The 19,654-nt window shown below is 33.2% G+C and carries 13 protein-coding genes; 11 read left to right on the top strand and 2 right to left on the bottom strand.

Annotated elements, in window-relative coordinates; translation table 11 throughout:
- Positions 1–92 precede the first annotated feature (92 nt).
- The 9 genes from ACM55G_RS13970 (at position 93) to ACM55G_RS13930 (ending at position 13,851) form a co-directional block, all read left to right on the top strand.
- Positions 93–2,492 carry a glycoside hydrolase family 31 protein gene (locus tag ACM55G_RS13970; protein ID WP_416844547.1) on the top strand — a complete coding sequence of 800 codons (2,400 nt, stop codon included), beginning with the start codon at positions 93–95 and terminating at the stop codon, positions 2,490–2,492.
- An 85-nt stretch (positions 2,493–2,577) separates the two neighbouring features.
- Positions 2,578–3,393 (top strand): M48 family metallopeptidase, encoded by an 816-nt coding sequence (locus tag ACM55G_RS13965; RefSeq protein WP_416844546.1) that lies wholly within the window; start codon positions 2,578–2,580, stop codon positions 3,391–3,393.
- Between the two features lie 212 nt (positions 3,394–3,605).
- Entirely contained in the window at positions 3,606–4,931 is a 1,326-nt protein-coding gene (locus tag ACM55G_RS13960; RefSeq protein ID WP_416844545.1) for an MFS transporter, read from the top strand.
- A gap of 262 nt (positions 4,932–5,193) precedes the next feature.
- Entirely contained in the window at positions 5,194–7,647 is a 2,454-nt protein-coding gene (lon, locus tag ACM55G_RS13955) for an endopeptidase La (RefSeq protein WP_416844544.1), read from the top strand.
- Positions 7,648–7,814: 167 nt separating this feature from the next.
- Positions 7,815–8,834, top strand: a complete 1,020-nt coding sequence (gene porQ / locus ACM55G_RS13950; RefSeq protein ID WP_416844543.1) for a type IX secretion system protein PorQ — start codon at positions 7,815–7,817, stop codon at positions 8,832–8,834.
- Between the two features lie 7 nt (positions 8,835–8,841).
- Positions 8,842–9,537: a (d)CMP kinase gene (gene cmk / locus ACM55G_RS13945; RefSeq protein WP_416844542.1), complete on the top strand. Its 696-nt coding sequence runs from the start codon at positions 8,842–8,844 to the stop codon at positions 9,535–9,537.
- A 75-nt stretch (positions 9,538–9,612) separates the two neighbouring features.
- Positions 9,613–10,869 carry a nucleoside permease gene (locus tag ACM55G_RS13940; RefSeq protein ID WP_416844541.1) on the top strand — a complete coding sequence of 419 codons (1,257 nt, stop codon included), beginning with the start codon at positions 9,613–9,615 and terminating at the stop codon, positions 10,867–10,869.
- Positions 10,870–11,226: 357 nt separating this feature from the next.
- Positions 11,227–13,011 (top strand): 30S ribosomal protein S1, encoded by a 1,785-nt coding sequence (gene rpsA, locus ACM55G_RS13935; protein ID WP_416844540.1) that lies wholly within the window; start codon positions 11,227–11,229, stop codon positions 13,009–13,011.
- Positions 13,012–13,296: 285 nt separating this feature from the next.
- Positions 13,297–13,851: a fasciclin domain-containing protein gene (locus ACM55G_RS13930; RefSeq protein ID WP_416844539.1), complete on the top strand. Its 555-nt coding sequence runs from the start codon at positions 13,297–13,299 to the stop codon at positions 13,849–13,851.
- 120 nt (positions 13,852–13,971) lie between these two features.
- On the opposite strand, the gene pheT is transcribed toward ACM55G_RS13930, so the two are convergent.
- Positions 13,972–16,392 carry a phenylalanine--tRNA ligase subunit beta gene (pheT, locus tag ACM55G_RS13925; protein ID WP_416844538.1) on the bottom strand — a complete coding sequence of 807 codons (2,421 nt, stop codon included), beginning with the start codon at positions 16,390–16,392 and terminating at the stop codon, positions 13,972–13,974.
- A gap of 293 nt (positions 16,393–16,685) precedes the next feature.
- On the opposite strand from pheT, the gene ACM55G_RS13920 reads away from it, so the two are divergent.
- Entirely contained in the window at positions 16,686–18,191 is a 1,506-nt protein-coding gene (locus ACM55G_RS13920; protein WP_416844537.1) for an aldehyde dehydrogenase family protein, read from the top strand.
- A gap of 86 nt (positions 18,192–18,277) precedes the next feature.
- Entirely contained in the window at positions 18,278–18,652 is a 375-nt protein-coding gene (locus ACM55G_RS13915; RefSeq protein ID WP_416844536.1) for a DUF779 domain-containing protein, read from the top strand.
- Between the two features lie 2 nt (positions 18,653–18,654).
- Here ACM55G_RS13915 and ACM55G_RS13910 read toward each other — a convergent pair whose 3' ends face one another.
- Positions 18,655–19,581, bottom strand: a complete 927-nt coding sequence (locus ACM55G_RS13910) for an AraC family transcriptional regulator (protein ID WP_416844535.1) — start codon at positions 19,579–19,581, stop codon at positions 18,655–18,657.
- Between the last annotated feature and the right edge of the window lie 73 nt (positions 19,582–19,654).

Genomic DNA, 19,654 nt, shown 5'->3' with positions numbered 1-19,654 from the left:
AATCATAACGTTTCGTGAATAAACCATAGCTTTGTAACTGTTTAGAAAGTGTTTTTGTAAGTTGGAGAGACGGCAAATTAATACAAAAGAAAATGATTACAAATACAGAATTAGAATATAAAGGAGATTTATATCCCACAAAAATAGTCGCCTTTGAATATGAAGTAGATTCTGTATGTTTTCATACAGATAATGATGTAATATTAAAAGTAACTGTATTAAGAGATAGTTTAATCCGTTTTAGATTCACCACAAAAGGATATTTTAGTAATGATTTTTCGTATGCAATTGATAAAAGCCATTCTCATGAATATAACTTTCTTGAGGTTTCTGAAGTAGAAGATTATTATCAGATAAAAACCAATAAAGTACTCTGTCGAATTCAAAAAATAGACATGAGATTGTCAATTTTTGATTTGAAAGATACTCTAATTTTAGAAGATGAATTGGGTTTTCATTGGGAAGAAAGTTATGAATTTGGTGGGAATATCGTAAAAATGAGTAAATCTTCCAAAGATGGAGAATGCTTTTACGGACTTGGTGACAAAGCAACCCAATTGAATTTGAAAGGAAAAAGACTTGAAAATTTTGCTACAGATCAATATGCTTTTCAAAAAGACCAAGAGCCATTATACAAAGTTGTTCCGTTTTACATTGGATTACATAACAAGAAAGCGTATGGAATTTTCTTTGACAACACTTTCAGAACTTATTTTGATTTTTGTAATGAAAGAAGAAATGTAGCTAGTTACTGGGCTGAAGGAGGAGAAATGAATTATTATTTCATCTATGGTCCACAAATGCAAGATGTAGTAACCACATTTACTGATTTGACTGGTAAACCGGAATTGCCGCCATTATGGGCACTTGGATATCACCAATGCAAATGGAGTTATTATCCAGAAAGTAATTTAAAAGAAGTGGCAGCTAAATTCAGGGAATTGAAAATTCCATGTGATGCGCTCTATTTGGATATAGATTATATGGATGGGTTTCGATGTTTCACTTGGAATAAAGAATATTTTCCTGATCCAAAAAGAATGGTGGCAGAATTAGCCGAGGATGGTTTCAAAACCGTTGTAATAATAGATCCGGGAATAAAAATTGATAAAGAATACTCTATTTATAAAGAAGCATTAAAAAATGATTATTTCTGCAAAAGAGCGGATGGTCCTTACATGAAAGGAAAAGTATGGCCAGGAGAATGTAATTTTCCTGATTATACGAATCCTGTGGTGCGAGAATGGTGGGCTGGATTGTTTAAAGAATTAATATCAGTAATAGGTGTAAAAGGAGTTTGGAATGATATGAACGAACCAGCTGTTATGGAGGTTCCTAATAAAACATTCCCTATGGATGTACGACATGATTATGATGGAAATCCTTGCAGTCATAGAAAAGCACATAACATATATGGTACACAAATGGCACGAGCAACGTATCATGGCGTAAAACGATTTGCATATCCAAAAAGGCCTTTTGTTATTACAAGATCAGCATATGCGGGAGCACAACGCTACACGTCATCGTGGACGGGTGATAATGTTGCCACTTGGGAACATTTATGGATTGCAAACATTCAAGTGCAACGCATGTCTATTTCAGGAATGGGTTTCACCGGATCAGATATTGGTGGATTTGCGGAGCAACCATCAGGAGAATTATACGCACGCTGGATTCAATTAGGGGTTTTTCATCCTTTTTGCAGAACCCATTCTTCTGGGAATCATGGCGATCAAGAACCATGGGCATTTGATGAAGAAGTGATTGAGATCACCAGAAAGTTCGTCAGCTTGCGCTATCAATTATTGCCTTATTTGTACACCATGTTTTGGCAATATATCGAAGAAGGAATTCCAATGTTGAAGCCATTGGTATATTATGATCAAGAAGATACTCAAACACATTATAGAAATGACGAATTTATTTTTGGAAACCAAATTTTAGTTTGCCCTATTTTGGAACCAAATTCTTTAGGTAGAAGGATGTATGTTCCTCGTGGACAGTGGTATAATTATTGGATAAATGAAAAAGTAAAAGGAGGAAAAGAAATTTGGGTAGATACTAAATTCGACGAAATTCCGCTTTTTGTAAAAGCAGGTGCAGTAATTCCAAAATATCCTATTCAACAATACGTTGGAGAACTGGAATTTGATGAGTTAACATTAGATATTTATTACAAAAAAGGTAAGGAAAAGTCAGTAGTTTATGAGGATGCACAAGATGGTTATGATTATAAAAAAGGTAAATATAGCTTTCTATCTTTTCAAACAATCGGTAAGGAAAAAGAACTCATAGTTCAGTTGCATAAAGAAGGAAAATATGATACCAATTATTCAAAGTATAAAATTAATCTTATTGGTTTACCATTTAATGTTAAAGAAATTGAAATTGACAATAAGAAAGTCATATTTGATAAAAATATTTTCGAAAATGAAAGCTATTTAATTGTTGATAAGGAATTTACAGAGTTGTGTATAATTGGGTTATAACAAAAAAATGATACTTTTTGATTTAATTATATAAATAAAAAATCCATAAATAGTTGTATTTTTGTATAAAATAAAACATAAAATCATGAAAAAGAACTTATTACTAGGGATTTTTGCAGTGGGATTTCTTTATTCTTGTGCTACAAATCCTCTTACAGGGAAAAAAAGCCTGAATTTTGTTTCTAACAGTGAGTTATTTCCATCATCTTTTCAACAATATGGGACTTTTTTGAAGGAAAATAAAGTTATTACAGGAACAGCTGATGCTAAAAGAGTAGAGACGGTTGGTATGCGAATTAAAGCAGCTGCAGAAAAATATTTAACCTACTTAGGGCAATCACAATATTTGAATGATTACCGTTGGGAATATAAATTAATTGATAGCAAGGAAGTTAATGCTTGGTGCATGCCTGGAGGAAAAATCGTTGTTTATTCCGGAATATTACCAATAACTAAAGATGATGCGGGTTTAGCAACCGTAATGGGACATGAAGTTTCTCATGCATTGGCAAATCATGGAGCACAGAGGATGAGTGCTGCTCAATTGCAACAATTGGGAGCTGTTGGAGTTGCAGTTGCTACTGGTAGTCAAAGTTCAGAAAAACAACAAATGTGGCAACAATATTATGGATTAGGATCTCAAGTAGGAGTGATGCTTCCATTTAGCCGAAGCCATGAAACTGAAGCTGATAAAATAGGACTTACATTGATGGCAATTGCAGGTTATAACCCAGATGATTCTGTAATCTTTTGGCAAAGAATGGCAGCGCAATCTGCAGGACAAGCACCACCGGAATTTATGAGTACACACCCGTCTGATGCTACCAGAATTGCAAATTTAAAAGCATTGATTCCAGAAGCGAAAGCATTAGCTGCTAAAGTTGGAGTTATTTACAGATAAAAGTGTATTGTTGATGTAGATTCATTAATTATAATATTTAACGAATATTTAATAGGCTATTCTCATTGAAAGAGAATAGCCTATTTTTTTTATTTCAGCTGTAATATATAGGTTTGATTATGAGTCATTAACGATTTGTTAATGCCGAATTGTTTACTTTTTGTAATAACATAAACAAAAAACAAATAAATTAGCACCATAAAATATGAAACATGGCAGATTTACCAAAAGGGAGTAAAAAATTATTAAACGCTTGGGCTTTTTATGATTGGGCTAATTCAGTTTATCCACTAGTGATTTCTTCAGCCGTTTTTCCTATTTTTTATGAAGCATTATTTTCAGACAGGAATCATTATATGTTCGTTTTTGGCTTTAGTGTTAAAAACTCTGCGTTGATTAGTTTTGTTACTGCATTTGCCTTTTTAGTAGTGGCGCTAATTTCTCCTTTGTTATCAGGAATCTCCGATTATGTAGGTAACAAAAAAGCATTCATGCAGTTTTTTTGTTATTTAGGAGCTTTATCCTGTGTGGGATTGTATTGGTTTAGTTTAGAAAATATTTATATCAGTTTATTATTTTATTTTTTAGGTTTAATAGGATTTTGGGGAAGTTTAGTGTTTTACAATTCTTATTTGCCTGATATTGCTTTTGTGGAACAACAAGATACAACCAGTGCCAAAGGATATTCTTATGGTTATGCAGGAAGTGTTATTTTACTAATCGTCAATTTAGCGATGATTATGATGCCTGATTTTTTTGGGATTAGCGGTACCCAAGGTGAAGCAGCGATGAAAGCCATGCGGTATTCTTTTATAATGGTAGGAATCTGGTGGATTGTCTTTAGTCAATATACATATTATTATTTACCAAAAGGAAGTATTAATACTGAACGGAAAGTGAGCAAAGCTCTAGTTTTTAATGGATTTAAAGAATTAAAAAAAGTGTGGCATTTATTGGAAGAAAATAGTGCTTTAAAAAAATATCTTGTTAGTTTTTTTGTTTATAGTATGGCGGTTCAGACCGTTATGCTTATTGCTACTTATTTTGGGGCACAGGAAATTACTTGGGCCTCAAAAAGTGAAAGTACAACAGGTTTAATTATTTGTATTTTATTAATTCAGTTAGTAGCCATTGCTGGTGCGGTTTTGACTTCAAAAGCTTCTCAGAAATTCGGTAATATTCCTACGCTGATAGTCATCAATTGCTTTTGGGTTTTATTATGTGCAGCAGCTTATTTTATAACTTTGCCCATACATTTTTATATCATGGCGGGTTTAGTAGGACTTGTAATGGGAGGCATTCAGGCTTTGTCACGTTCAACCTATTCTAAATTATTACCAGAGACAGAAGATACGGCTTCCTTTTTTAGTTTTTTTGATGTTTCTGAAAAAATTGGGATTGTTATCGGAATGTTGGTTTATGGAATTATCGACCAAATTACCGGTAGTCCTCGATTTGCGATAGTTTTTTTAGGAGTATTTTTTATAATGGGTGTTGTTTTATTGAAAAGAGTTCCTAAAAACAGTGCTCTAGATTAATAAAATGGAAAATACTACTTTCCTTTTTTATTTTTTACACTTTAAAAAAATAGCTATTTTATTAATTAGAATTTATTGATTTTTTCTTTATTTGTAAGAAGATGCAATCGATTTTACTTACACTTTGGCATAATGATTGACTGATTTAGTGTCAAGCCAATTAATCATGTGAGATATCGTTTTATTTAAAATTACTACGATGATACTTTATATTTGCTTGACAAATTAAAATTATTAATGACAAAAAGACTTAAATAATTATATGTCAAATCATAAAATACTTACTATTGACAATCTGTCACTTCAAGAATTTGATTCTGAAGCTGATTTAATTCCTTTATTAACTCGCGAAGACGAGGAGGAAATGAATAATGAAGCATTGCCAGATTCTTTACCTATTTTACCATTGCGTAATATGGTTTTATTTCCAGGAGTTGTTATTCCAATTACTGCGGGACGTGATAAATCAATTAAATTAATCAATGATGCCAACGCTGTGGGTAAAATCATTGGGGTTGTAGCTCAGAAAAATGAGCAGGACGAGGATCCAACTCCAGAAGACATTCATAATATTGGTACTGTAGCTAGAATTTTAAGGGTTTTAAAAATGCCTGATGGGAATGTTACTGTTATACTTCAAGGGAAAAAAAGATTTGAAATTGATTCTATAATTTCTGAAAGCCCCTACATAACAGCAAAAGTTAAAGAAGTTTCTGAAAAAAGACCGAAAAAACAGGATACAGAATTTATAGCCATTCTCGATTCTGTAAAAGAATTAGCAATTCAAATTATAAAAGAAAGTCCAAATATTCCTAGTGAAGCTACTTTTGCGATTAAAAATATTGAAAGCCAATCATTTTTGATCAATTTTGTCACTTCTAATATGAATTTAACGGTTAAAGAAAAGCAAGATTTATTAGCTATTAATGAGCTAAAAACAAGGGCTTTAGAAACTTTGCGTTATATGAATATTGAATTGCAAAAACTCGAATTGAAAAACGATATTCAATCCAAGGTTCGTTTCGATTTAGACCAACAACAACGCGAATATTTCCTTCATCAACAAATGAAAACGATCCAAGAAGAATTGGGTGGTGTTTCACAGGAAGAGGAAATGGATGAAATGCTGCAAAAGTCTTTGACAAAAAAATGGGATGAGAAAACCAAAAAGCATTTTGATAAAGAATTATCTAAAATGCGTCGCATGAATCCGCAAGCGCCAGATTTTGGAATTCAAAGAAACTATTTAGAGCTTTTCTTGGAATTGCCTTGGGAAGAATATTCTAAAGATAATTTCGATTTAAAAAGAGCACAGAAGATTCTTGACAGAGATCATTTTGGTCTTGAAGATGTTAAGAAAAGAATGATTGAACATTTGGCTGTTTTGAAATTGCGAAATGATATGAAATCACCGATAATTTGTTTGACAGGACCTCCGGGAGTTGGAAAAACCTCTATTGGAAGATCTATAGCAGAAGCATTAGGCAGAAAATATGTTAGAATTTCATTAGGTGGTTTACGTGATGAAGCAGAGATTCGTGGACATAGAAAAACCTATATAGGTGCTATGCCAGGAAGAATTATCCAAAGTTTAAAAAAAGCTGGGACCTCAAATCCTGTTTTTGTTTTAGATGAAATCGATAAATTATCGAATAGTAATCAAGGTGATCCATCTTCGGCATTACTGGAAGTTTTGGATCCGGAACAAAACAATTCGTTTTATGATAATTTCCTAGAAATGGGATATGATTTATCGAAAGTGATGTTTATCGCTACCTCAAATAATATGGCTGCGATTCAACCTGCGTTGAAAGACAGAATGGAAATCATTAAAATGTCAGGTTATACGATTGAAGAAAAAGTAGAAATTGCACGTCAGCATTTGTTTCCAAGACAATTGAAAGAACATGGTTTGACTACCAAAGATTTAACCATTGGGAAAAAACAATTGGAGAAAATCGTGGAAGGATATACTCGTGAATCCGGAGTTCGTGGTTTAGAGGCAAAAATTGCTCAAGTAATTCGTAATGCAGCTAAATCAGTTGCAATGGAAGAAGCCTATAACAAAAAAGTAACTGACGAAGATATTATAAAAACACTTGGTGTTCCAAGATTAGAAAGAGACAAGTACGAGAACAATGATGTTGCTGGTGTAGTAACTGGTTTGGCTTGGACTTCTGTAGGTGGTGATATTCTTTTCATAGAATCATTGCTTTCTCCAGGAAAAGGAACCATGACTATTACTGGGAACTTAGGTACAGTAATGAAAGAATCGGCGACAATTGCACTAGAATATATTAAGGCAAATGCTAAATTTTTAGGATTGGATTCGGAGATGCTTTCAAAATATAATATTCATTTACACGTTCCGGAAGGAGCTACACCAAAAGATGGTCCTAGTGCCGGAATTGCAATGTTGACTTCATTAGTTTCGTTGTTTACGCAAAAACGAGTTAAGAAAAACTTGGCAATGACTGGTGAAATCACATTGCGTGGAAAAGTTTTACCAGTAGGAGGAATAAAAGAAAAGATTTTGGCCGCTAAAAGAGCTAATATTAAAGAAATTATTCTGTGTCACGAGAACAAAAGTGATATTGATGAAATAAAACCAGAATACCTTGAAGGATTGACTTTTCATTATGTTAAAGAAATGAGCGAAGTACTTAAATATGCTTTGACTGATCAGAATGTTAAAAATGCAAAAGATCTGAAATAACAGATAAAAAGAAACAAGAAACCAATTCCAAATTCCAAAAGCTGTTCTCTAGTGCTTGGGATTTGGAATTTTTATTTATAATTACGAGTTTGAATGTTGCGGTTTATTGTATTTATAATTTTATCTTCGCATTTGCGTTTTACCTCACATAAATAGCGATTTAAAGCATGTTAAAAAAACTTTTATCATACTCCTTAGTTTTTATTTGCGCTGTGTCTCACAGTCAAATAGGAGGGAAGTACACCTATCAGTTTTTAAACTTAGTTACTTCGCCAAGGCAAGCTGCTTTAGGAGGAAAAACGGTTACGATTTATGATGATGATGTGAATCAGGTCAATTTTAATCCGGCAACATTAAATCCTGATATGGATAATCATCTGGCTTTAAATTATGGAAGTTATTTTAAAGAAGTGACGTATGGAACGGCTTCATATGCTTACACCTATGACCGACATTTGCAAACTTTTCAGGCGGGTGTCAATTACGTTAACTATGGTAATTTTGATGGCTATGATGAAAATGGACAAGCTACAGCTTCATTTACAGGTAGTGAAATTGCTCTTTCTTTTGGTTATGCGTATACGATTCCTAATACTACGATTCATTTAGGAGCTAATGCAAAATTGATTTCTTCTACTTTAGAAAGTTATAGTTCTTTTGGTGGAGCGATTGACATAGGGGCTCTTTTTATAGACGAAAGAAACGATGTTAATTGGGGCTTGGCAATACGAAATATTGGAACCCAAATTACTACTTACAATGGTGCAAACGAAAAATTACCATTAGAAATTATTATGGGTGTTTCACAAGAATTAGAAAATGTACCCATTCGCTGGCATCTTACATTGGAGAATTTGCAACAATGGCATATTGCTTTTTCTAATCCTGAAAGAGCCGAAGTATCACTTGATGGAAGTTCCACCTCCGAAAAAGTATCAGTAATAAATAATGCCTTGCGCCATGTAATTATGGGAGTTGAGCTTTTTCCTAAAAAAGCATTTAATCTTCGATTGGGATATAATTTTCGAAGAGCAGAAGAATTACGACTTTTGGAACAACGCAATTTTTCGGGAGTGTCTTTAGGGTTTGGATTAAAAATGAATAAATTAAAATTCAATTATTCGTATTCACGATATACATTAGCGGGAAATACGAGTTTATTTGGATTGACTATTAACCTACAATAATATTATTTTGGATAAAAAAATTACAATAGCAATAGACGGATTTTCATCGACAGGAAAAAGTACTTTAGCAAAACAACTGGCAAATAACTTGGGATATGTATATGTGGATACTGGAGCCATGTATCGCGCCGTTACCTTTTTTACAATGCAAAACGGATACATAAATGCTGATTCTTTCGATAAAGAAACATTAATTAACAGTTTGCCAAGTATAAAATTACAGTTCAAATTCAATCCTGATTTAGGTTTTGCCGAAATGTATTTGAATGATGTCAATGTTGAAAAGGAAATAAGAACTATCGAAGTTTCTAATTTTGTAAGTAAAGTGGCTGAAATATCGGAAGTTCGTGCCAAATTAGTGGAGCAACAGAAAGAAATGGGCAAAGACAAAGCAATTGTTATGGATGGTAGAGATATCGGAACCGTCGTTTTTACAGATGCTGAACTTAAAATTTTTATGACGGCAGGGGCAGATACCCGAGCGCAAAGACGGTTTGATGAATTACAGGAAAAAGGAGATTTGGTTACTTATGAAGAAGTATTAAAAAATGTAGAAGAACGTGATTATATTGACACTCACCGAAAGGATTCGCCTTTGGTGATGGCTGATGATGCTATTGAAATCGATAATTCTTACCTTACTCGAGAAGAACAATTTAAAGTTGTTTTAGATTTAGTGGATGAAGTTGTTAAAAGACTTTAATCTTTTGTAGATCCTCTTTTTTAATATTAGATTTACGCCTTGTTACTTTTTTAACTTAAAAAAACAATTCATTGTATGGGAATTAAAAATAGGTTGGTATTAATGAACTTCCTTCAATTTTTTATTTGGGGTTCTTGGTTACTTACTATTGGGGCGTATTGGTTTAATAACAAACATTGGTCTGGAACCGAGTTTGGAATCATATTTTCTACTATGGGTATTTCTTCTGTTTTTATGCCGGCTTTAACAGGAATTATTTCAGATCGATTTATTAATGCTGAAAAACTATACGGATTGCTTCATTTTCTGGGAGCTGCCGCCTTATTTTACTTGCCTCAGGTAGATAATCCAACTACTTTTTTCTGGGTAATGTTGATCAATATGTTTTTCTATATGCCTACCATTTCCCTATCAATTACTGTAGCTTATAATGCTTTAATTGCAAAAGATTTTGATGTTGTAAAGGATTATCCACCTATTAGAATCTGGGGAACGATAGGTTTTATCGCTGCACTTTGGGTGGTAAGTTTAACGCATAATGAAACTTCGGCGAATCAATTTTATATCGCTGGAATTGTTTCGTTTTTATTAGGAATTTATGCCTTTACACTTCCTAAATGTCTTCCGATGTGTAAAGGAGAGAAAGGTACTTCTTTTACACAAGCTTTGGGATTGAATGCTTTTGAATTATTTAAACAACGAAAATTTGCAGTTTTCTTTATCTTTTCAATGTTGTTGGGAGCTGCTTTGCAATTGACCAATGCGTATGGAGATACTTATATCCATGATTTTGGTAGTATTGATGCTTATAAAGATACTATTGCGGTTAAATATCCTGCGATAATCATGTCTATTTCACAAGTTTCAGAAACACTGTTTATACTAGCCATTCCTTTTTTCTTGAGAAAATTTGGTATTAAATACGTGATGTTGTTTAGTATGCTGGCTTGGGTATTACGTTTTGGATTATTTGCTTATGGAAACCCAACGGACGGGTTGTGGATGATAATCATGTCTTGCATCGTTTACGGAATGGCATTTGACTTTTTTAATATTTCGGGTTCTTTGTTTGTGGAAACACAAACGGATTCAAAAATTAGAGGAAGTGCACAAGGTATGTTTATGATGATGGTGAATGGTTTTGGAGCCTTGATTGGTAGTTTTGCGAGTGGTTATATTATTCAAAAATATTTTACTATGGTTGATGGAAGTAAAGACTGGTTTCATATTTGGATTACTTTTGCATCGTACGCTTTAGTTCTTGCTATTATTTTTCCTTTTGTTTTTAAAGATAAATTTGGGCCAAAAATTTTAGGAGAAATTAATCATTAAAACCTTTTTTTTATAAATTTAACCCGATACTTTTAAGAGTTATCGGGTTTTTTATTGTTTGAAAAAGTCACATAAAACCTATTAGGCCCTGATGGTTCCCAATCCTCGCAGGGTAGCGGAGAGATAAAATTGAGAATGAGAACTTTACCTGCAAAAAAGCCAATTAATTCGCTCCTGATTCTCAATCGATTGTCATTGCGTAAATATTTTGCAGATAAATAAAAAAGAATTATCTTTGCAGTCCTTTTGGTGAATAAGAGTTTCCTTTAGGGTTCAACTAATTATACAAACAACTTCTGTTGTTTTCTAGCACATTAAGAAACTCGAGAGAATACAGAATACAAATTTTTAATCAGCATGTCTGAACAAGTAAAATCACAAGAAGAGTTTTTAGCAAATTTTAACTGGCACAATTTCGAAGAAGGTATTGATGCTGTTGATGAGAAAAACTTATTAGAATTCGAAGAACTAGTTTCAAAAACATTTATCGCTACTGATCAAGAAGAAGTGGTAGATGGTACAGTTGTTAGAATTACAGATAGAGACGTTATCGTTGATATCAATGCAAAATCGGAAGGTGTTATTTCATTGAACGAATTCCGTTACAACCCAAGCTTAAAAGTAGGCGATACTGTTGAAGTATTAATTGACATCCGTGAGGATAAAACAGGTCAATTAGTGTTATCTCACAGAAAAGCACGTACTATTAAATCATGGGATAGAGTTATTTCGGCTAACGAAACAGGAGAAATCGTTAATGGTTTTGTAAAATGCAGAACTAAAGGTGGTATGATCGTTGACGTTTTCGGAATTGAAGCTTTCTTACCAGGATCTCAAATTGATGTTAAACCAATTAGAGACTACGATGTATATGTAAACAAAATGATGGAATTCAAAGTGGTAAAAATTAACCACGAATTCAAAAATGTTGTTGTTTCTCATAAAGCGCTTATTGAAGCGGATATCGAAATCCAGAAAAAAGAAATCATCGGTCAATTGCAAAAAGGACAAGTATTAGAAGGTGTTGTTAAAAACATTACTTCTTATGGTGTCTTTATTGATTTAGGTGGTGTTGACGGATTGATTCACATTACTGACCTTTCTTGGAGTCGTATTAACCACCCAAGTGAAGTGCTTGAATTAGACCAAAAATTAAATGTTGTAATCCTTGATTTCGATGATGAGAAAACAAGAATTCAATTAGGATTGAAACAATTAAACGCTCACCCTTGGGATGCTCTAGATGCTAAATTAGCAATTGGAGACAAAGTAAAAGGTAAAGTAGTTGTAATCGCTGATTACGGTGCTTTCATCGAAGTAGCTGAAGGTGTTGAAGGTTTAATCCACGTTTCTGAAATGTCTTGGTCTACTCATTTACGTTCTGCTCAAGATTTCGTAAAAGTAGGTGATGTTGTTGAAGCTGTTATCTTAACACTAGATAGAGATGACCGTAAAATGTCATTAGGTATCAAACAATTGTCTCAAGATCCTTGGACTGATATCACTGCTAAATACCCAGTAGGTTCTAAACATACAGGTATCGTTAGAAACTTTACAAACTTTGGAATTTTCGTAGAATTAGAAGAAGGAATTGATGGATTAATTTACATTTCTGACTTATCTTGGACTAAGAAAATCAAACATCCATCTGAATTTGTAAACGTTGGTGAAAAACTTGACGTAGTAGTATTAGAATTAGATGTTGAAGGACGTAAATTATCTTTAGGTCACAAACAAACTACTGCTAATCCTTGGGATCAGTATGAAGATTCTTTCGCAGTTGGAACTATCCACACAGGTGAAATTTCTGAAATCGTTGACAAAGGAGCTACTGTAGAATTCGGAGATGATATCGTTGCTTTCATTCCTACTCGTCACCTTGAAAAAGAAGATGGTAAGAAATTGAAAAAAGGAGAATCAGCTGATTTCAAAGTAATTGAATTCAACAAAGAATTCAAAAGAGTAGTTGCATCTCACACTGCTATCTTCCGTGAAGAAGAAGAGAAAAATGTGAAAACAGCTACTGAAAACACTTCTACTTCATCTAACTCATCTACAAATGCACCAGCTGCAACTTTAGGAGACAACAATGATGTATTAGCAGCATTAAAAGCTAAAATGGAAAAGTCAGAGAAAAAATAATTTCTTAAAACTTTTTGAATATAGAAAGCCTCACAGTAATGTGGGGCTTTTTTTTGTGTTAAATTCTATATTAAATGCGATAATTTGAGGATTAGCAATGAAAAAGGATACTTGCTGCCATCGGGACTAATTTATAACTTCTCCAGTGTACGTGATTTCTTTTAAATAAAATAACATATGCGCATGTATTTGAAAAACTATTGTTTGAAAAATATATTTATTTTTTTAAAACCATAAACAATCTATTTGCGTAAATGAAATTATATAACTTAAAAAATAGAATTTATGAAAACTAGAAAATTTTTATCAATTGCATTATTTGCATTAGTATTTGGAGCGACATCTTTTGCTCAAAAAAGTGTAATGGTTGGAGGAGCTGCGATGTATCCAACTAAAAATATTATTGAAAATGCCGTAAACTCCAAAGATCATACAACATTAATCGCCGCTGTAAAAGCTGCGGGTTTAGTTGAAACTTTGCAAAGTAAAGGACCATTCACCGTTTTTGCCCCAACAAATGCTGCGTTTGATAAATTACCAACAGGAACAGTAGAAACATTATTGAAACCTGAAAACTTAAAAATGTTGCAAACAATACTTACCTATCATGTAGTTGCTGGGAAAATGAATGCTGCTGATATAGCAAAAGCTATTAAAATGGGAAAAGGGAAAGCTACTTTAAAAACAGTTAGTGGTGGAACTTTAACAGCTTGGATGAAAGGAAAAGATTTGTATATCACCGATGAGAACATGAACAAAGCTAAAGTAACAATTGCCGATGTGAACCAATCAAATGGTGTGATTCATGTGATTGATGCAGTAGTATTGCCAAAAAAATAATTTTTGATTGAGGTTGTTATTTTGTTAATCGAAAGAGCCCCGTATTTTTTGGGGCTCTTTTGTATAAAAAATCCAGATTCTAATTTTAGAATCTGGATTTTATAATTTATAAAAATAAATTTATCTTAAACTTGCTCCTAGCTCAGTTTCAAAATTCTTTTGCAGTTTGCTCATGATTTTATCAATTTGAGTATCCGTCAATGTTTTTGAATTATCTTGAATCGTAAAACTTAACGCATACGACTTTTTACCTTCTGGAAGATTTTTTCCTTCGTAAACATCGAATAAATTTATATCTTTCAATAGTGATTTTTCCGTTTGACGTGCAATATTGTAAATACTATCGTAAGTTACGTTTTGGTCAATAAGCAAAGCTAAATCTCTGCGAACTTCAGGATATTTAGGAATTTCAGAATATTTTATTTTTGTAGCAATCAATTTTAGAATCAAAGCCCAGTTAAAATCCGCAAAAAACACTTCTTGCTTTATTCCAAAATGCTTTAAGATTGATTTTTTTACAACACCTAATTCTACTATTGTATCTTGACCAAATCCAATTGCAATTCCTTCAGAAAACACATCGGAAGTTACCGGTAAATTTTGTATTTTTTGAATGCCTAATCTCGAAAGTATACCATTTATATATCCTTTGAATAAAAAGAAATCGGATGGTTTTTGAGTACTAGTCCAACTTTCTTGGTTTCTGTTTCCGGAAAGGAATAAAGTCAAATGTTTGTGTTCTTCATAACCTGAAGGAAGATTATGGTACGATTTTCCAAATTCGAATAATTTTAAATCGGCATTTTTACGATTAATATTATAGGAAATAGCTTCTAGTCCAGAGAACAATAAAGATTGACGCATCGTTGCTAAATCATTGCTCAAAGGGTTTAGCATTGTTACGTTATGCTCTGAATTTAGCATGTCAGATAGTTGAACGTAAGAAGCCGTAGTCAATGAATTTGCCATCATTTCATTAAATCCTTGAGAATTTAATTGTGTGGCAATCGTATTTTGTATTTTATAATCTTCGTTTCTTGGAGAATTAGAAACCGTTGCATTTAGTTTTTTCGAAAAATTAATGTTGTTGTATCCATAAACTCTAAGAATTTCCTCTATAACATCAATTTCTCTTTGTACATCAACTCTATATGCAGGAATTGTTAATCCCAATCCAGCATCAGAAACGCTGTTTACTTTTATGTCTAATGAAACTAATATTTTCTTAATGGTATCTTTTGGTAATTCCTGACCAATTATTTTGGCTACTTTACTAAAATTTAAAAATACTGTGAAATCTTCAATTTTCTTTGGATATACATTAATTACATCCGAAGTAATTTCCCCACCTGCCACTTCTTGAATCAATAAAGCGGCTCGCTTCAATGCATATTCAGTAATAGTTGGATCGATTCCTCTTTCGAATCTAAAAGAAGCATCGGTGTTCAATTGATGTCTTTTGGCAGTTTTACGAATACTTACAGGATTAAAGTAAGCACTTTCTAAGAAAATTGAATTTGTATTTTCTGAAACTCCCGATTTCTTTCCACCAAAAACTCCTGCAATACACAATGGCCCTTTTTCATCACAAATCATTAAATCTTCCTCGTGCAACGTTCTTTCAACATCATCAAGAGTTATGAATTTTGTTCCGGCAGCAAGTGTTTTTACAATTATTTTTCCATTAATTTTTGAAGCATCAAAAGCATGAAGTGGTTGGCCTAATTCATGTAAAACATAATTGGTTACATCGACAATATTGTTTTTTGGATTTATTCCAATTGATTTCAATCGGTTTTGCAACCAAGCTGGCGAAGCTTTTACAGTAATTCCAGAAATAGTAACGCCACAATATCTAGGAGCAAGTTTAGGTTCTTTTACATCAATATCAATCTTTAGTATTCTTTTATCTACTCTAAAATTACTAACTGAAGGTGTAATTAATTCTACATTAATACCACTTTGCAACATTCCCGCTCTCAAATCACGGGCAGTTCCAAGATGGCTCATAGCATCCGCACGATTAGGAGTCAATCCAATTTCGAAAACTTCGTCATTTTCAATTTTAAAAACGGTTGCAGCTGAAGTTCCCGGTAGTAAAGCATCGTCCAATATCATAATCCCATCATGGCTTTCACCAAGACCTAATTCATCTTCAGCACAAATCATTCCGTGACTTTCCTGTCCGCGTATTTTTCCTTTTTTTATCGAAAAAGCTACACCTGCTGCATCGTATAATGTAGTGCCTATTGTAGCAACTGGAACTTTTTGTCCCGCAGCAACATTACTGGCGCCACATACAATTTGTACAGGAATTCCATTGCCTAAATCTACAGTAGTTATTTTTAGTCTGTCAGCATCAGGATGGGGAATACAAGTAAGAACATGTCCCACAACAATACCTTCTAATCCGCCTTTTACCGATTGGTATTTTTCAACGATTTCTACTTCCAAACCTAAATCTGTTAGCAATGCTGCTGTTTCTTCGGATTTCCAGTCTATTTTAATGAATTGTTTTAACCAGTTGTAAGATATTTTCATCTGTCAATTTTAATGAGATTACTTCGTCAGTTCGACCTACGGTCTCGGGTGCAAATATAAGGATTGCAGGTTGGAGTAAGAAACAATTTTTTTGGTTTTTTATAACTGATTTGCCAGATTTCAGGAGTTTTATAAATAATGATTTAATAAAATACACATAAATATATAAGAATAATATAATAAAATAACGTTAAAAAAATAGATATGTAAATTTAATGCTACAAGTTGAATGAATTGTGCTATTCTAATGATAAATAGGAGTCTATTTTTGATGAAGTAAAATATATAAAGACATGGACAACATAGTAAAAAGACCTGAATTCAAGGCAACGTATGAAAATTATATAGGAGGAAAATTCGTCGCTCCAATTGGTGGACAGTATTTTGATGTTTTTTCTCCAATTGATGGAAAAGTATTTACAAGAGCTGCACATTCCACCAAAGCGGATATTGATTTGGCTGTAGATAAAGCACATGAAGCCTTTCAAACATGGGGAAAAACATCGGTTACAGAACGCAGTAATTTATTGAATAAAATTGCACAGGTTATGGAAGATAACCTTGAATATCTTGCTACCGTTGAAACTATCGATAACGGAAAAGCTATTCGGGAGACTTTAGCTGCTGATATGCCTTTAGCGATAGATCATTTCAGATACTTTGCGGGTGTAATTCGCGCGGAGGAAAGTTCAATTGCTGAACTGGATTCACAAACAGTTTCTATCGCTTTAAGTGAACCTTTAGGTGTAATTGCGCAAATTATCCCTTGGAATTTCCCAATTTTAATGGCTATTTGGAAATTAGCTCCAGCATTAGCCGCAGGAAATACAGTCGTTTTGAAGCCAGCGGAAAGTACTCCAATTTCTATTTTAATATTGATGGAATTGATAGGTGATATTCTTCCTCCAGGGGTTATAAATATTGTAAATGGTTTTGGCGCTGAGCTTGGAAGAGCTTTGGTAACTAACAAAAAAGTGTCTAAAGCCGCATTTACTGGTTCTACACCTACAGGTCGTTTAGTGATGCAATACGCTACAGAAAATATTATTCCAGTAACATTAGAACTAGGTGGAAAATCTCCAAATATTTTTATGAAATCCGTTGGAGATGCTGACGATGATTTCTTTGATAAAGCGATCGAAGGCGCAGTAATGTTTGCTTTAAATCAAGGAGAAATTTGCACTTGTCCTTCTCGATTACTGGTTCATGAAGATATCTATGAGAAATTTATTGCCCGAGTAATTGAAAGAACAGCGGCAATAAAGTTGGGAAATCCATTGGACAGAACTACTATGATGGGAGCACAGACTTCATTAGTTCAAAAAGAGAAAATTCTCAGCTATATTAAATTAGGAAAAGAAGAAGGTGCCGAATTGCTGGTTGGCGGTGAAGAAAATCATTTGGAGGGAAATTTAGCCGGAGGTTATTATATCAAACCAACTCTTTTCAAAGGGAATAATAAAATGCGTATTTTTCAGGAAGAAATCTTTGGACCTGTTTTGGCTGTTACCACTTTTAAAACGACAGAAGAAGCGATTGCCATTGCAAATGATTCGATGTATGGTTTAGGAGCTGGAGTTTGGACGCGGGATGCACACGAAATTTATCAGGTTCCAAGAGCAATACAATCAGGTCGTGTTTGGATCAATCAATACCATTCCTATCCTGCGGGTGCTCCTTTTGGAGGATATAAACAATCCGGTATTGGTCGTGAAAATCATAAAATGATGCTTGGACATTACCGTCAGACAAAAAACATGTTGATTTCTTATGATAAAAAGAAATTAGGATTTTTTTAGTAGTTATAGATTATTGGTTAATGGTAAACTTGGCAGATTTCAGTAATTTGCCAGGTTTATTTTAAATTAAAAAAGATGATAAAAAGATGATAAAAAGAATTGACGCAACAGACAAAGCAATAACATTAATTAAAATATTGCAGGAAAAACATGGAGATTTGATGTTTTATCAAGCGGGAGGATGTTGTGAAGGAACACAACCACAATGTTTTGAAAAAGGGGGGTTTTACCAAAGAATGGGAGATGTTTGTATCGGAATAATTGAAAACACTGAATTCTGGGTTGATAAGGATTTATTCGAATATTGGAAACATGCTCATTTTACTTTGGATGTAATGGATGCTTTTGGGGTTGGAGGATTTTCATTGGAAACACCATTAAAAAAAACATTCCGAATTGAATATCGGATTTTCACACCAGAAGAAGAACTAGCACTTGATCCATTAAAATTTATTGAATAAATCTAGTTTATTGCATATAATAATTGATATTGTTTAGGAGTAATTCCTTCATGTTTTTTAAACAAACGAATAAAGTAATTCGAATCTTCAAATCCAGATAAATAACAAACTTCATTGATTTGTATTGTTGGATTTTTTAGCAGTTGTTTGGCGCATCTTATCTTCTCGCTAATTACAAATTCTATCGGACTCATTCCTAATTCTCTTTTGAAAAGTCTGTAAAAAGAAGTGGAGCTCATACATGCTTTTTCACTCAAATGTTTCATGCTGATATTTTCCTTCAAATTCAATCGAATGAATTCTACCACTTTGGTAATAGGATTTTTTGGATCTGTAAACAAACCGTCATCAATTGCTTTTGCAGTTTGCGTTTGAATAATTCGGATTAATAATTCCTGCAAAGTCAAATCAGCCAGAGCATCCTTGGTAATAGAAGTACTCATGCATTCTTTTATCAATTTGTTTATGGTTGTCGCCAGTTCTACATTGTTGTAAAAAAAATAATTTTGGTAGTTCAATTGCCAGAATTGGGAATTACCTTCTTTAGGATATCGCTCGTTTAAAAAATGTAATGTATCGGTAATTTTAGTTTGGTCTATCGCCAAAGCCAAACATTGCGTAGGATTATTTTTTGTAGCCTCAGGAAAATCGATTTTCATCTCCACATTAGAAGGAATAACAACAGTTTCGCCGGGTAAATAATCAAAACTTGGATCGTCAAAAAGATGCATTACTTTTTTGCCTCTTAGCATGCTTGTTACGACCAAATCATTAAACTTCAAAGGAACTAAAGCAGAAGATTCGTAGGTTTCGAAAAGATTAAGTTCACAATGATTTAGTGAGTAAACAGTTCTGTTTTCAACTAATGTTTTTAATGATTTTTCGTTAGATAAATGCGGTGGATTTATAAAAGCACGATTGTTATTCATAGGTTTTAAACTTAAAGAAGACAAAGTTTAAATTTACTGAAAATAATTAGAACTGGATCACAGTTTAACAAAT

Source organism: Flavobacterium algoriphilum, from assembly GCF_048158655.1.
In the GTDB taxonomy this organism is placed as follows: Bacteria; Bacteroidota; Bacteroidia; order Flavobacteriales; family Flavobacteriaceae; genus Flavobacterium; species Flavobacterium algoriphilum.
The sequence above is the reverse complement of the archived record's forward strand: the minus strand, read 5'-3'. Positions and strand labels throughout refer to the sequence as shown.